Source organism: Veillonella sp. Ser01, from assembly GCF_053850375.1.
On sequence record NZ_JBSPUA010000001.1, the window covers coordinates 720,114 to 735,156 of the forward strand.

At 35.7% G+C, this 15,043-nt stretch carries 13 protein-coding genes; 2 read left to right on the forward strand and 11 right to left on the reverse strand.

The window, feature by feature from the left end:
• Positions 1–498: 498 nt before the first annotated feature.
• Positions 499–1,452, forward strand: a complete 954-nt coding sequence (locus tag ACWTVK_RS03430) for a nitronate monooxygenase (protein ID WP_129822907.1) — start codon at positions 499–501, stop codon at positions 1,450–1,452.
• Positions 1,453–1,469: 17 nt separating this feature from the next.
• Positions 1,470–2,018, forward strand: coding sequence for a gamma carbonic anhydrase family protein (locus ACWTVK_RS03435; RefSeq protein ID WP_119207239.1), 549 nt, complete (start codon positions 1,470–1,472; stop codon positions 2,016–2,018).
• Positions 2,019–2,185: 167 nt separating this feature from the next.
• Here ACWTVK_RS03435 and ACWTVK_RS03440 read toward each other — a convergent pair whose 3' ends face one another.
• The 11 genes from ACWTVK_RS03440 to ACWTVK_RS03490 all read right to left on the reverse strand — a co-directional run bounded on the left by ACWTVK_RS03440 (position 2,186) and on the right by ACWTVK_RS03490 (position 15,024).
• On the reverse strand, positions 2,186–3,424 hold the full coding sequence (locus ACWTVK_RS03440) for a chloride channel protein (RefSeq protein ID WP_456045935.1): 1,239 nt from the start codon (positions 3,422–3,424) through the stop codon (positions 2,186–2,188).
• 2 nt (positions 3,425–3,426) lie between these two features.
• On the reverse strand, positions 3,427–3,924 hold the full coding sequence (nrdG, locus tag ACWTVK_RS03445; RefSeq protein WP_456045936.1) for an anaerobic ribonucleoside-triphosphate reductase activating protein: 498 nt from the start codon (positions 3,922–3,924) through the stop codon (positions 3,427–3,429).
• Positions 3,925–4,068: 144 nt separating this feature from the next.
• On the reverse strand, positions 4,069–6,219 hold the full coding sequence (gene nrdD / locus ACWTVK_RS03450; RefSeq protein WP_155086936.1) for an anaerobic ribonucleoside-triphosphate reductase: 2,151 nt from the start codon (positions 6,217–6,219) through the stop codon (positions 4,069–4,071).
• A gap of 243 nt (positions 6,220–6,462) precedes the next feature.
• The gene (locus ACWTVK_RS03455) at positions 6,463–7,266 is read right to left on the reverse strand and encodes a CpsB/CapC family capsule biosynthesis tyrosine phosphatase (protein ID WP_303940641.1); all 804 of its coding nucleotides are present in this window, start codon (positions 7,264–7,266) and stop codon (positions 6,463–6,465) included.
• A gap of 264 nt (positions 7,267–7,530) precedes the next feature.
• Positions 7,531–7,977: a VanZ family protein gene (locus ACWTVK_RS03460; protein WP_456045937.1), complete on the reverse strand. Its 447-nt coding sequence runs from the start codon at positions 7,975–7,977 to the stop codon at positions 7,531–7,533.
• 36 nt (positions 7,978–8,013) lie between these two features.
• The gene (locus ACWTVK_RS03465; RefSeq protein WP_303940635.1) at positions 8,014–9,180 is read right to left on the reverse strand and encodes a nucleotide sugar dehydrogenase; all 1,167 of its coding nucleotides are present in this window, start codon (positions 9,178–9,180) and stop codon (positions 8,014–8,016) included.
• A complete protein-coding gene (locus tag ACWTVK_RS03470; RefSeq protein ID WP_303940633.1) occupies positions 9,181–10,278 on the reverse strand; it encodes an NAD-dependent epimerase/dehydratase family protein in 1,098 nt (365 codons plus the stop codon).
• 26 nt (positions 10,279–10,304) lie between these two features.
• The gene (locus tag ACWTVK_RS03475) at positions 10,305–11,756 is read right to left on the reverse strand and encodes a lipopolysaccharide biosynthesis protein (RefSeq protein ID WP_456045938.1); all 1,452 of its coding nucleotides are present in this window, start codon (positions 11,754–11,756) and stop codon (positions 10,305–10,307) included.
• Positions 11,756–12,895, reverse strand: a complete 1,140-nt coding sequence (locus ACWTVK_RS03480; RefSeq protein WP_456045939.1) for a CapA family protein — start codon at positions 12,893–12,895, stop codon at positions 11,756–11,758. The genes ACWTVK_RS03475 and ACWTVK_RS03480 overlap by 1 nt, the downstream gene beginning before the upstream one ends.
• On the reverse strand, positions 12,873–13,805 hold the full coding sequence (locus ACWTVK_RS03485) for an ATP-grasp fold amidoligase family protein (RefSeq protein WP_456045940.1): 933 nt from the start codon (positions 13,803–13,805) through the stop codon (positions 12,873–12,875). Before ACWTVK_RS03485 ends, ACWTVK_RS03480 begins: the two co-directional genes overlap by 23 nt.
• The gene (locus ACWTVK_RS03490; RefSeq protein WP_303940623.1) at positions 13,783–15,024 is read right to left on the reverse strand and encodes an O-antigen ligase family protein; all 1,242 of its coding nucleotides are present in this window, start codon (positions 15,022–15,024) and stop codon (positions 13,783–13,785) included. The genes ACWTVK_RS03485 and ACWTVK_RS03490 overlap by 23 nt, the downstream gene beginning before the upstream one ends.
• Positions 15,025–15,043: the final 19 nt, after the last annotated feature.

Consider the following 15,043-nt stretch of genomic DNA (forward strand, 5'->3'; position numbering starts at 1 on the left):
TTAATGTTTATCTTTTATAATTCAGATACTCTATCTGTAATGTAGTATACCAAAGATATCGAAACTTTTCAATACTCATTTTCTTAATTTCTCATTTTTCCTAATATTTAAAAAGCATATATAATATGCGGATTTGTGCTACACATTAATTTGAAATCTATTATCATTTAGACGCTTTTAGACTCAATTCCCCCAAAATTTTCTTCATCACTATTCCTCTATCAATATAAATAATAGAGTTTATTCTACCAACAGTTTTTGTAGTATTAACGAAAATATTTACCTAAGGTGTACATAATTTTTATATTATACTATTATATATAAGAGAATATAGTTATATTATATTTCAAAACAAATAAACTATTAACTTATTATATAAGTATGTACTTATGAACACTTACTTCTCTATGCGATATACGTATAATAAGAATTTTACTATCTTACTATGAACTATTGATTAGAGAAATCATCATTTATTTTGTTATCACAGGAGGATTTATGAGAACAGCTTTAACGGAACTTTTACAAATTGAATACCCTATTATCCAAGGTGCTATGGCTTGGGTATCTGAACACAAATTAGTTGCTGCCGTTGCTAATGCAGGTGCAACAGGTGTTATCGCCCTTGGTGGCCGCGATGCTGAATGGACTCGTAATGAAATTCGTGCATGTAAAGAATTAACAGATAAACCTTTTGGTGTTAACCTTATGTTAATGGCACCTAATAAAGATGAGTTAGTAAATGTTATTATCGAAGAAAAACCTGCATTTGTAACACTCGGTGCTGGTAATCCTGTACCATATATCAAACCGCTCCAAGAAGCTGGTATTAAGGTTATCCCTGTAGTACCTTCCCTTAAATTGGCTAAACGTATCGAAGAAGCAGGTGCTGATGCGATGATCGTAGAAGGTATGGAAGCTGGTGGTCATATTGGCAGCCAAACAACAATGTCCTTAATGGAGAATATTTTGCCAGAAATCTCTATTCCTGTAGTAGTAGCTGGTTCTATTGTAGATGGTCGCGGTCTTGCTGCTGCATTACTAATGGGTGCCGAAGGTGTACAAATGGGCTCTCGCTTCTTGCTAGCGGAAGAATGCCAAGCACATCAAAATATGAAAGAAGCAATTATCAAAGCAACCGATACTGATTCTGTTGTAACTGGTCTTCTCTCTGGCCACGGCGGTGTTCGCAGCTTAAAAAATGAATTTACTACTCGCTATTTAGCAGCAGAAACTGATGGTGTTACTACACCTGAAGAGCGTACAAAAATGTCTCAAGGCACTAATAAACGTGCCGCAATTGATGGCGATGTTGTAAACGGTGCGGTACAAGTTGGTCAAGCCTTGAATCGTCTTGTCGCTATTGAACCAGCTCATACAATTGTTCAAACTGTAATGAACGAAGCAATTATGTCTATTCGTAAGGCTCAACGCCTTATTGAAATTGTTTAATAAATCAGGAGTACTATATGTTACCATTTCATGGAAAATATCCAAAATTAGATCCTAAAAGTTGCGTCATGCCCGGTGCTGAACTTGCTGGTGATGTAGAGCTTAAAGAATATGCATCTATTTGGCAAAACTGTGCACTTCGTGGTGACGTAAATAAAATTGTAGTAGGTCGTTATTCTAATGTACAAGATAACTCTGTTTTGCATGTGGACGACGATAAAGCATGCATCTTAGGCGATTATGTAACAATCGGCCACGGTGCAATTGTTCATGCAAGCACAATCGAAGATAATGTCTTAGTAGGTATGGGAGCTATTGTGTTAAGCGGTTGTCATGTTGGATCTGGCTCCATTATCGCGGCTGGTGCAGTAGTCAAAGAAAATACTGTAATCCCTCCAAACTCCTTAGTAGTTGGTATTCCAGCCCGTGTTGTTCGCACAGACGAAACACAAGTCGAACGCATTCACAATCAAGCTTTAAAATATAAACACTTATGGACAATTGAATACGGTATGCTTCCTGATGCGGGTGGCGAGGAATACGATAAAAACGCTAAAATCGTATAAATGTATATACAAAGTTACACAAATAACAAAAACGGATAGTTGATAAACAACTATCCGCTTTTATTTTTTATTGCAAACAGAACTTAGCTTTCAAAATAACTAAATATAGCCTTATAAGTTAGTAGAATATCCAAAACGATACATTGATAAACACTCTAGTTCGAAAACTATTTACTCGTTTTTAATTTGGCCTGAATAATTTGTTCTACCATAAGTGCTGTGCCCATGGTCAACGCTATAGGGAATAACATCTCTACGGAAAATCTAGTCAACTCAAGCATAAATACGCAAGATGTCATAGGCATCTTCTGTGCTAGTCCTAAAAATGCTACAGCACCGATAAAGGCAGCCATACCTAATGATATAGGAGCTACAGCAATAGACCAAAAAGTACCAAATACTATGGCCAACGTACTTCCCAACATCATAGATGGAGTAATACGCCCACCATAAGCTCCAGCTGCTAATGCGAGTAATACCGCTACCCACTTAGAACCAAATAATCCTAATGCATAAGTCCATGTAATATCATTAGTAAAGGTTAATTCGTTCCCAGCCTTACCATTCCCTAGAATTTCAGGGAAATACATAGCTAACGCACCAATAATTGTAAATGCAACGATAGATATTGGGATCATAACAGGACTGCTACGATGAATAGAAGGTAACTTGCCTTGCGTAATATTAAATAAAACTACACCTAAAGCAACAATAGCGCCCAAGGCGATAGAGAATTCTACATAGTGACTGCCCAAGCTAGGTTGAGCCATTGTATATTGAATGACATCCCCTACACCAGCTTGTCGAGTTACAAAAGTTGCTAATCCACAGCATATAAGTGCAGCACTCATGGCGCGTATATTCCAAGTAAGGAGCAAGGTTTCTAAGGTAAAGATTGCCGCCGATAATGGTGAATTATAAACTGCTGCTAAGCCCGCGCCTGCAGCACAAGCAATCAATAATTGGCGATCTTCTTGTTTTATGTCAAAGTGCTTAACTAAAAAAGTTGTAATCCCCGCACTTGCTTCACGAGGGGCTACTTCTCGCCCTAAAGGTGAACCTATAGCTACCGTAATAATTTGTAAGGTTGCATGTAAAACAGTAGTAATGGGATTCATCTCCATCTTACCGGAAACCGCAGTTTTAATATCTACAACACCTTTACCATATCGGTGAATAAGAAACCAACCCACACCACCTATGAGACCACAAATAATAAGTGGTATCAATCGTTCTACTGGAGATACTCGCGCTACAGCAGCACCAAAACTCATATGATCTGCAGAAGAATAATGATATACAAAATGCTGAATACTATGCATTAAATGTGTATAAGAAGCCCCTACTAATCCCGCTATAAATCCAACAATAATTATGAGACCTATTAAACGTTTATCAAATGCCATACTTACTCCATTGCTAACACAACTTCACCAGTTTCTAATGTTTTCTTAACATCTATAATACGTTGATTAGATGAACCTCTAAATCGTAATGCTGGATCTTTAAGTTCATCTACAAATCGACCATCTACGAGGATATCAATTTCCTGTAATAAAGCACTTCGCAACTCATCCTTTAAAATATCATCTATTTCATACCCTGAATAGGCCCAAATTTTCTTTTCCGGTACAGCCCCTCGTACAGCTCTTACTACAGGTAATAAACCTTGTACATTTTGGAACGGCTCTCCACCCAATAAAGTTAAACCTGAGCAGTTAGGATTCTTAACATAAGAGACAACTAGATCTGTTTCAGCTTGTGTCCATACTTTACCGGCATTAAAATCTTGGTATTCTTCGTTAAAGCAGTTATAACAACAATGCGTACATCCAGTCACAAAGATAGATGTACGAATTCCTTCTCCATTGGCAATATCATATTGTCTTATTTGCCCATATCTCATAATTACCTCCATAGTAGTGCATATCAAATGATCAACACTATATAGATATATTTCAATTTTTCACATGTATAGTAAAAGCTGTGCCCTAGGCACAGCTTTTACCATGTATAGAATTATTATAATAAACAGTGATGCTATCTATTATTAGATATGCATTACACGATCTTTAATTTCTTTCGTACGGCCTTCATTCCAGAAGTTCTCACCCAAATAACCACAAGTACGACGAATAACAGTTAATTTATCACGGTTTGTGTTATGGCAACGAGGACATTCCCACTCATTATTTTCATTGACCTTAATTTCACCATCAAAACCACATTCGTGACAGTAGTCAGACTTGGTATTAAATTCAGCATAAGAAATATGGTCATAAATATATTGAATCATAGTTAAAACGGCTGGAATATTATTAGTCATATTTGGAATTTCTGCATAGGAGATACAGCCGCCTGTAGATTTCTTTTGGAACTCAGATTCAAAGGCAAATTTATCAAATACATTAATCTCTTCGCGAACATTTACGTGATAACTATTAGTGTAATAGCCTTTATCAGTAATATCTTCAATGACACCAAAGCGAGCACGATCTAATGAAGAGAATCGATTTGTTAAGCTTTCAGCAGGAGTACCGTATAAACCAAAGCCAAGATTATGTTTATCATGCCATAGGTTAATAGCATCGTTTAAACGATCCATAATTTTCATTGCAAATACACGGCCTTTTTCACCTGTATTGGATTCGCCTGTAATCAATCGAGTTGCTTCATAAATACCGATATAGCCAAGAGAAATCGTTGCATAACCACCAGTAAGGAAACGACCGATTTTTTCTCCTTTTTTAAGGCGTGCAATGGCACCATGTTGCCAGTGAATTGGAGACACATCGCTCACTACATCTTTTAAAAGATTGTAGCGTAATAACAATGCTTTTTCTGCTAATTCAAGACGTTTATCTAAAATTTCAAAATATTTTTCTTCACTACCACGAGCCAAAATACCAATTTGTGGCAAGTTTAAGCTTACAACACCCATATTAAAGCGACCATCAAATTTATAGTGGCCCTTTTCATCCTTCCAAGGAGATAAGAAAGAGCGGCATCCCATTGGGCTAAATACATTCCCTTCATAGTTTTCCTTCATCTTCTTAGCGGAGATGTAATCTGGGTACATGCGTTTAGCTGTGCATTGTGCAGCGAGCTCAGTCAAGTAATAATACGGACTATCAGGCGTTACATTATGTTCATCAAGAACATAAATCAATTTAGGGAATGCCGGTGTAATATATACATCAGCTTCGTTTTTTACACCTTTAATACGTTGACGCAAAATCTCTTCTGTAATAAGAGCAGCTTCCTTAGCATATTCATAATCAGGTTTAAAATACATGAACAACGTAACAAATGGAGACTGACCATTTGTAGTCATCAATGTATTGATTTGATACTGAATAGTTTGAATACCATCCTTAACCTCTTTACGCGTACGTTTCCATGCGATTTCACGAGCCTTTTCCATATTTGGCTCCATACCGTAAATCTCAACTTGTTCTTCAATAACATTGTTAAGAATCTTTTCGTAAGACTTACGTACAAATGGTGCTAAAATGCGATCAATGCCATTAATACTTTGACCGCCATATTGCCCAGATGCAACTTGAGCAATAATTTGTGTTGTCACTGTACATGCAACCTGGAAAGACTTAGGTGTATCAATCTTCTTACCATTGATAACTGTACCATTTGTAAGCATATCTTCCAAATTGATTAAGCAACAGTTAAACATAGGCTGGATAATGTAATCCATATCATGGAAGTGGATGGCACCACTATCATGAGCCTCTAAAATATCTGTAGGAATTAATTTACGGCGCGCAATATCCTTAGATACTTCACCGGCAATTAAATCACGTTGTGTAGATACAATCGCAGCATCCTTATTAGAGTTTTCGTCAAGAACGCTAACATTACTACGGTCTAATAAACCAATTACATCATCATCTGTAGTATTTTGACGACGTTTAAAAGCTTGAACAGCTTTGTAACCTTCATAGGCACGTGCCGTTGCAGGATTATGATACTCAATCAACTTATAATACACTTGATCTTCAATAGCATAAATTGTCATGTCCTTTTGGAGCTTTGTAGCATATTCTTCAATTTCATCAGCAATACGCTGTGCCAACCCCTCTTCGTACAACCCTGTACTACTATGCTCGGCTTTTTCTATAGCCAAAGCAATTTTGTTTTTGTCGAAAGGTACCTTTGTACCATCCCGTTTAATGACCTGCAACATATTGGCAACCTCCCCATTTTGTTACCGCTGAAATATATGTTATGACAAAGAAAAAAGTATGGTATACCATACTTTTATAAATTTATATGTAAAAATGTAAAGAATTATTAGTAAACTCTCTATTTTTACCGCTAACTCAGTATACTATATATGGTGGTTGTTTTCAAGAACAAATACTATATAAAGTAAAAATAGGTCCTTTTAGCCATGCTAATATAGCATGAATAAAAGAACCTATTTAAATTATAATGTAAACCCAAATAGACGAGTCAAGAAGTTAGATTTTTGACCTACCCAACTAGAAGGAACAGTAGGATAGAATGTGCGATCAGCTAAAAGATCCCGCTCATTGAGATGAATATTTGGCAACAAATCTTTTTTGTATGTACTGTCTAATTTAGAAATAGCTTCTACATACCCTTGATGCGCTTGTACATCACTTTCATTGCAATAACCAGTGCCAAAGAAATGAATTAATCCATTACGATATAATTCGATCGCTCTATGATAATTAGGATTATTATGATTAAAGGATGCCATGTTACATTGAATTAAAATCCCTTTATCTACCCATTCCAATAACTGTTCTGGTTTTGTAAATAATTGGCGATGCGTTTCTACTTCACTAATGATAGGGACAATGTCCATATCTAGTAAGCTTAGCAACCATGCATTAATATGGTGAACCTTACTATTTTCAGGTAATGCTACTAACATAAAATGGCTATTACCCAACAAATACTGATTGCGATGAGCAACGATATATTCAACCATTTCATCACAAAGTAAAACGCGAGCACCACTGTGAATAGTAACATCCACTTGTTGCTCCCCTACTGCAAGTTTTACATCATTCAATGTTGTTTCCATTTCATCCCAAGTATTCATATCCATAGATACTATTACATCAGGTGTACTGAAAATATCTGTGATTCCTTGTTCAGCCAAGGATTTTATCATTTTTACTGATTCTGCCATTGTTTGTGGCCCTTGAGGCCCTAACACAGCTGGCAAAATGCAACCATGTAAGTCAACCACGCGATTCATATTCTTTCCCTTCTACTTACGATAACCCCTTACAGATATCGTTCTCTTTATAAATTTCATGTTGTTCTCATTTATTTTTCATTTTCTATTCATGATTATATCAAGGGAAAAGTGGCTTGTATAGTGATTTTTATATAAAAATAGATAAATTATAATGTATTTATTTAATATATTGTTTATATTTTCATGTTAACTTCATTAAAAATACCTCATAATCGCTAAGATTATGAGGTATTTTTCACTCATCTGTATATTATTAACAATTTAATTTTTAAATGTACTTATCTTATACTTGATGTAATAAGCTAGCTTTACTATTAGAATACCAATAATAACACCGACTGTATCAATTAAAACATCAGAAATCTGAGAGCTACGACCTGGTGAAAACAATTGTATAAATTCATCAAGACTAGCTATCAACATTCCTAAACCTATAGTCTTAATTACGGTACCATATGTAATATATCGACGTAGAATCGTATATAAAACACCACCAAGGATTGTAAATTCTGTGAGATGCGCTAACTTTCGAACAATCCTATTTAAGGTCCATATATTTCCATGAAAGCCTAACTTATTTACTATATGGGCAAAGGTCTCTGCAAAAAGTAAACTAAATCCATCTGATGAACCTCCATTCTGCATCGAATTATCCCATATAAAAAATACTATTAGCCCTAACAGGATATATAGTATCCAACGTTTCATACTACTCTCCTAAACGCCATAATACATATACTTATATTAATCGCGGTCAAAAATGTCTCTTGTGTAAACTTTATCCTTCACATCTTCTAAACTCTTATCCCAACGGTTAGCTACTATGACATCACTAACACGTTTAAAGTCTTCAAAGTTACGAATCACAGGGGAATTAAAGAAGTCTTCTGCATCAAGAGTCGGTTCATAAACAACTACTGCAATCCCCTTAGCTTTGATTCGTTTCATTACACCTTGTATTGCAGATGCTCTAAAGTTATCAGAGTTCATTTTCATAGTCAAGCGATAGATGCCAACAATTTTTGGATTCTTTCCTATAATAACATCTGCTATGTGATCCTTGCGAGTTCTATTAGCATCAACAATAGCAGAAATCAAATTTTGTGGAACATCATTATAGTTAGCTAATAATTGCTTAGTATCTTTTGGCAAGCAATAACCGCCATAACCAAAGGATGGATTATTATAGAAGTCGCCTATACGAGGATCTAAACAAACACCATTAATAATCTGACTTGTACTAAGACCACGAACTTCGGCATAAGAATCTAACTCATTAAAGTAAGCAACGCGCAATGCTAAATAAGTATTAGCAAATAATTTAATAGCTTCAGCTTCCGTAGAATCCGTATACAATTGAGGCACATTTTCTTTGATGGCACCATCAGCTAATAGTTGACCAAAGCAACGAGCTCTTTTAGAGTCTTCTCCTACCACAATTCGGGAAGGATGTAAATTATCATATAAAGCTTTACCTTCACGTAAGAACTCTGGAGAGAAAATTAAGTTCTCCGTGTCGAATTCTTTACGCATTTGAGCTGTATACCCAACTGGTACTGTTGACTTGATAACCATAACAGCATCTGGATTGATCTCTAATACTGTTTTGATAACTTGCTCTACAGAAGATGTGTCAAAGAAGTTCTTTTGAGGATCATAATTAGTAGGAGTTGAAATAATAACATAGTCAGCACCTGTAAAAGCCTCTACAGGATCCAAGGTAGCTTTAAAGTTTAATTTTTTAGTAGCCAAATACTCTTGCAATTCTGCATCTACAATAGGTGACTCTTTGCGATTTAACATTTCTACCTTTTCAGGAATAATATCGAGGGCTACTACTTCATTATGTTGTGCTAATAAAACACCATTTGAAAGGCCTACATAGCCAGTCCCAGCAATTGCAATCTTCATTTATTTGCCCTCCGTCATATAAAACTCTTTATACCATATAGCAAATTTCCGTAACCCTTCCCGTAAAGATGTATTCGGTTTGAATCCAAAATCTTCTTCTAGAGCACTTGTATCTGCATAAGTTACAGGTACATCACCGGGTTGCATTGCCACTAATTCTTTATGGTTTTCAAAATTATAATCTTCTGGTAATACACCAGCAGAAACTAATTCCTCTGAAAGAATACGTACAAAATCGAGAAGATTTTCAGGATGACTATTACCAATGTTATAAATAGCATATGGTGGTACTGGCAATCCATCAGCTCCGTTACGACGCTCTGGTGCTGCACACATAACCTTAGATACGCCTTCTACAATATCATCGATATAGGTAAAGTCACGTTTACAATTACCATAGTTAAAGATTTTTATGGTACCGCCACTACGCAATGTATTAGTAAAACCAAAGTATGCCATATCAGGACGCCCTGCAGGACCATATACAGTGAAGAAACGAAGTCCTGTACTAGGAATGTTATATAACTTGGCATACGAATAAGCTAATAATTCATTTGATTTTTTTGTAGCCGCATAAAGAGATACGGGATTATCTACTTTATGATCTGTAGAGTATGGAATTTGTTTATTCGCTCCATATACAGAAGACGACGATGCATAAACTAAATGCTCTACTCCACTTTCACCGTTATCATAAGAATGACGACAAGCCTCTAATATATTGTAAAAACCAATAATATTAGACTCAATATAAGCATCAGGATTTGTAATAGAATAACGCACACCAGCCTGTGCTGCTAAATTAACAACAACACGTGGTTTATAGGTAGAGAAAATTTCTTCAATAAAGGCCTTATCTGCAATATTCCCTTTTTTAAATATCCACGTATTTTTATTATCTTTGCTCATCTCATCAATTTGTTGCAATCGATAATCTTTTAAGGCCACGTCATAGTAATCATTAACAGAATCTATGCCGATAATTTGAGTTCCTTCTGCTTCAGATAACAGGGACATAACAAGATTAGCCCCTACAAATCCAGCGGCTCCCGTTACTAGGATCACCGTGTTGTTTAAGTCTACATTTTTTGAAAGCATATGTACTCCTTTCATAGTTCTGTTAATTATGAGCGTCTTACTTTACTTAATAATTTATCAATGCCAGAAGTGATAATAGTGCGCTCAGATGGTATGAGATATAAGATAACCACATACAATACAACGCATAAAATCATACAAGCTATAGTCCACCATACTGCATCATATAAATGTAAAATACTATATGCAAAAGCACCAACAATAGATGCGGTAATTAAATATACACCTATATTAGTAATCACCCGAAGGGCACTCATATGTATAAATAATGCTAAGAAAATCATGGCAACCATTAACATTTCCATGCGTACTATTGAACGAGCATAAACAAATGTACTAAAGTCATACTGAATACAAATATAAATTACCGGTATTAATACAACTAAATGTAATATTTGAGTCCAGAATGATAAATTAGGAACTCCTTTTGCACGGAATACTTCAGAAATCAAATTTGCTGTTACTGTCATAATAGCGGAACTCAAAGCCCAGGATCCCAATACAATACCTGCTAACTTCCATTGTGGTCCCAATAAAAGATTAACAACAAAGTCTTGGAATACAAACAAGCCTATCCCTATAGGTACTAAAAAAAGAGCCATATAGCGTTGGAAGGTAAAGAATGTATTTGAAAATGCCTGTTCATCCTGTTGAACTCGACTTAATGCGGCAAATAATACAGGCGCTAAAGATGAAGTAGCCATGGCCATAACAGTTGTAACAATAGCCATAGGCATTTTGTATATCCCTAAATAATAGGCATCCAAAAAGCGACTAATAATGAAGGTATCCACCCATGCAGTAAGCCAAATAGAAAATGCTTCAGCCAATGACCATGCACTATAACTGAACATGTTCATAAAGACTCGAGAACTAAAGAACAGATGGATTTGATTTTTCCTACTCTTCAATAAGGCCAAAGCCGTAAATAGCTGAGCCCCTAACATACCAGCGATTAAAGACCAATAGTCATATCCCATGAGCGCCATAGGTATGGATATCAATATAGGAGTCAGAATTGTGATGAGCCGAATGTTAAGAAGAAACTTAAAGTTAAAGTCCCGTCTATACAAGGCCATTTGTACACTACTAAAAGCAGAGAGCGGAATCATGGCCCCCATTATGGCCAACGGTATGCCTAAGCCATCATTTCCAACTAATACGGCCAATTCATCACGACCGACTATAATAGCCCCCCACAAGAGTAAAGAAAGAACTAAGTTAGCAATAAAAGCTACATCTGTAGCCTCCTGTTTTTCTTTATCACTTTGAAACTCATGCTGTACAAGAAATTTTTGAAATCCCGCATCAGCTAGCATTTCTGCAAAGGATATAACCATCATAATTGTTGCCAATATCCCAAATGCCGTAGGTGCTAGCATATGGGCCAATATTATATTTGTTAGTGGTGTAATAAGCTTTGCTAAAACCTCTGTTATGACAGACCATTTAGCAGCAGCTACTATTTTTGTATCCATTATTTTTTATTGATATTCTTAATGCCCCGCAAGAATAATTCATGGTGAGCTTCACATTCCAAGTAATTTTGAATTGCTAAATAACTTGTTTTTCCTAAAATAAGTTGCATTAATTTTCGTCCAAATAATCCATTTATTGCGCGGATAATAAAAGATCTACCTAAAAATTCACGCAAATATCGCTTTACATGAGTATCAGCAAAATCCTTATATGCTTGAGCTACAAAATGAGCATCTCTAATGTTTTCACTTCGCTTTTTATATTCCGTCAATGTTTCAATGGCTTCTGATTCAGTAGCCAAACGGGTGCCCCTTTCGCTACCACGAATTGGCACTTCAGATACAACAAAGGTATCCATTGTAGCCTCCACACTGATTAATAAGGAATCTTTTACAAACTCCTTATGATGTATATAGGATTCGGAGTTAAAGATAAAGTTACCTTGGCCATAAATAATAGTCCCCTTACCATAGTCCTCACGAGAACCTATACAATGACTATGTTGGCAAATTACAAGGTCTGCTCCTTTATCAACAAATTTACGGCAATATCGCTGTAACATTGGCGATGGATAGCGATAAAACTCTTTCCCACCATGATATAGAACGATAACATAATCACATGTTTTCTTTAAAGCTTCTACATCATCAAAGCTCTCTAATACATCAAATGGATTAGCCCCCATTGTATGACAAGAAGCAACGGTAAACTCATGTTCTGCACATAGGTAAAATCCTATACGTATACCTTCTTTTTCAAAGATAAATGGCTTTTTAGCTGCTTTTACATTAGCACCAGCACCTGCATTTTTAATATCATGCTTTTTTAATAACTCTAGTGTAGTAGTTAATCCTTCTACACCATGATCTAAGGAGTGATTATTAGCCAATGTTAAAAATATAGGCTCTAAAGCCTTATAACCATAGATTGTTTTTGTAGGAGACTTTAAATTATTACCAAATTTATTAATCGGAGTAGATGCATCTGTTAAAGGCACCTCTAAATTAAATACATTTAAATCAGATTCCTTTAGAATTCCCAGTAACTCCTTACCAACCAAAGCCTCTCCATTACCAGATTCAAATAATTCTCTATTTATATCCGTTGGGACAAAATCAGCCCCGATGTACAGTTTCAAGGTGTAACCACTCTCCCAATTCATAATCTTTTGACATAGGACGAAACTTTTCAAATCCAGCACCAGGGAAAAATGTTAACTCTCCAATAAATAGGCGTCCTTTTATTTCGTAAAAATCAACACGTAAGAACGGACAATCCTTACTTAGCTCAGCTGTGAGACGTTTCATCTCCTCATAAGTAGCTGGCTTCGGAAACTCCGTAGGTAATGGCGGATAATGACCAAAATGAATCTCCATGGGCTTCCAATTGATATCATAGAAATTCATACGCGTTCCAGTCTTTGAAAAGCGATCCGAGCATACCACAGTTAGCTTTGGTTCTCCATGGAAGGAATACATCTTATAGTCCAATAAATCATCCTTGCCCAATTCAGAAATATATTCTTCCGCTATAATGCGACGCGGTACATTTTGATAAGCCCATTCTCTGGCTATTTTAGAGTAATCACGTTTTAAAGATGCACTTAGCTTCGCTTTAGCTGCTTCGAAGTCAAGAGATGATTTGTCTTTACAAATTACGATGCCTCCACTATCATGAGTTGACTTTAACACAAATTGATTTGGCAATGCATCGAAATCGATATCCTCTACTGAATCCCATACGGCAAGTGTAGGAATAATATATTGACTTCCCACACGTTCCGCAATAAAGTTCTTAGCTTCATGTTTATCAACCATGACAGTTTGAATAGGATTCCGGTAATTGACTTTTAGCCATTGTAATTTTTCACTGAAGGTTTTAGGATTCTCTAAATCTAAAGGGTACCCCATATATTTAGGGAATACCTTCTTTAAAAACTCTTCATCAGATAAAGAATCATAATAACCTAATTTGATTAATACTCTTGTGCGATAGTAAGGTTTTGTTAAAAAGGACATGCCAACTTTACATAACTTGCTGAGCTTCATTTTTACGTCCTTTCCGGAGCAATTGCACCTCTAAATAAAACATCATCATATAAAAATATGTACTCTTACTTTCATAAGACACCATCCCCATATCCATGACGATTTGAGAAAGGAATAAAATGAGCACCATTACGTATTCATTGCTATGAAAGTTTCGATAACGAATTAAGTTATAAGCTATATACACATACATTGAGTAATACGCCAATAAGCCGATTATCCCTGTACCCGCTAATAGTTCAATATAATTATTATGTAAATAATAATTCTCTTTACCATATAAAAAATAGGTAAGTACAGATGGATTATTTACCCCCACCCCAGTGATGGGCGATTGATAAAATAAATCCCAACCTATATCAACCAAGGCTAAACGAATGATGGTAGATGAATCACCACCAGTACCGGTGAAAGCATCCACCATACTCGACATACGATCCAGAACCTCTGAAAACATAGGTAATTGTAGGACTGCAATACCAATGATAGTAAGAGCTAACAATGACCCAATGATCTTAGCAATAGAATTTACTACATTGGCACTACGTAAACTTTTAAATACAAATAGTAATACTGTACCAACAACAACAAATACTAAAGCTTTACGACTACCAGTAGCAGCTAGAATCCCCAATGTAGGTAAAGCTATAATATTCCACCAACGAGGTCGATCGTATAACATGTAATACAATGTCATAACGATAGCATTGGCACCTAATAAACCTACAGTATTCGCATTTAATGCATCATTTGCAATTCGTGCAGAAGATGATAAAACCGTAATAAAGTAATCTAAACCATAGAAATATACCGTGTAAAAACAAACTATATAACCGGTCCACATACCAATTTTTAATAATGTGTCCACCGATGTTTTATCTTGATAACACATGTATAAAATGATAAGCATAAAGAATATCTTGACGATATCAAAACTTCGACTGAGTGCTACAGATGGCTCAATAGCATTAATAGTACTCAGATAACAGGCTCCAATAAAGAGCAGCATATAACCATGCATCCAAGTAAACCTAAATTTTATAACTCCCTGCTCTCGTATGAGATAAAAAATAATAAGTCCAAATAGGCATACAAATAATACATAGGCACCATAATTCGCATCGCCAAGGGCAAAGGAAATAGTCAACGACAACACTAAAAAAATTAGAGTTATGAACCATATCATGCGGTCAGCAATAGCCGTTATATTTAACTTCAATGGTTCTCCTCCTTACAAC

Excerpts from the sequence above, each read along its gene's own strand:
- ACWTVK_RS03430 (WP_129822907.1), top strand. The coding sequence starts at position 499 with ATGAGAACAGCTTTAACGGAACTTTTACAAATTGAATACCCTATTATC.
- ACWTVK_RS03435 (WP_119207239.1), top strand. The coding sequence starts at position 1,470 with ATGTTACCATTTCATGGAAAATATCCAAAATTAGATCCTAAAAGTTGC.
- ACWTVK_RS03440 (WP_456045935.1), bottom strand. The coding sequence starts at position 3,424 with ATGGCATTTGATAAACGTTTAATAGGTCTCATAATTATTGTTGGATTT.
- nrdG (WP_456045936.1), bottom strand. The coding sequence starts at position 3,924 with ATGAGATATGGGCAAATAAGACAATATGATATTGCCAATGGAGAAGGA.
- nrdD (WP_155086936.1), bottom strand. The coding sequence starts at position 6,219 with ATGTTGCAGGTCATTAAACGGGATGGTACAAAGGTACCTTTCGACAAA.
- ACWTVK_RS03455 (WP_303940641.1), bottom strand. The coding sequence starts at position 7,266 with ATGAATCGCGTGGTTGACTTACATGGTTGCATTTTGCCAGCTGTGTTA.
- ACWTVK_RS03460 (WP_456045937.1), bottom strand. The coding sequence starts at position 7,977 with ATGAAACGTTGGATACTATATATCCTGTTAGGGCTAATAGTATTTTTT.
- ACWTVK_RS03465 (WP_303940635.1), bottom strand. The coding sequence starts at position 9,180 with ATGAAGATTGCAATTGCTGGGACTGGCTATGTAGGCCTTTCAAATGGT.
- ACWTVK_RS03470 (WP_303940633.1), bottom strand. The coding sequence starts at position 10,278 with ATGCTTTCAAAAAATGTAGACTTAAACAACACGGTGATCCTAGTAACG.
- ACWTVK_RS03475 (WP_456045938.1), bottom strand. The coding sequence starts at position 11,756 with ATGGATACAAAAATAGTAGCTGCTGCTAAATGGTCTGTCATAACAGAG.
- ACWTVK_RS03485 (WP_456045940.1), bottom strand. The coding sequence starts at position 13,805 with ATGAAGCTCAGCAAGTTATGTAAAGTTGGCATGTCCTTTTTAACAAAA.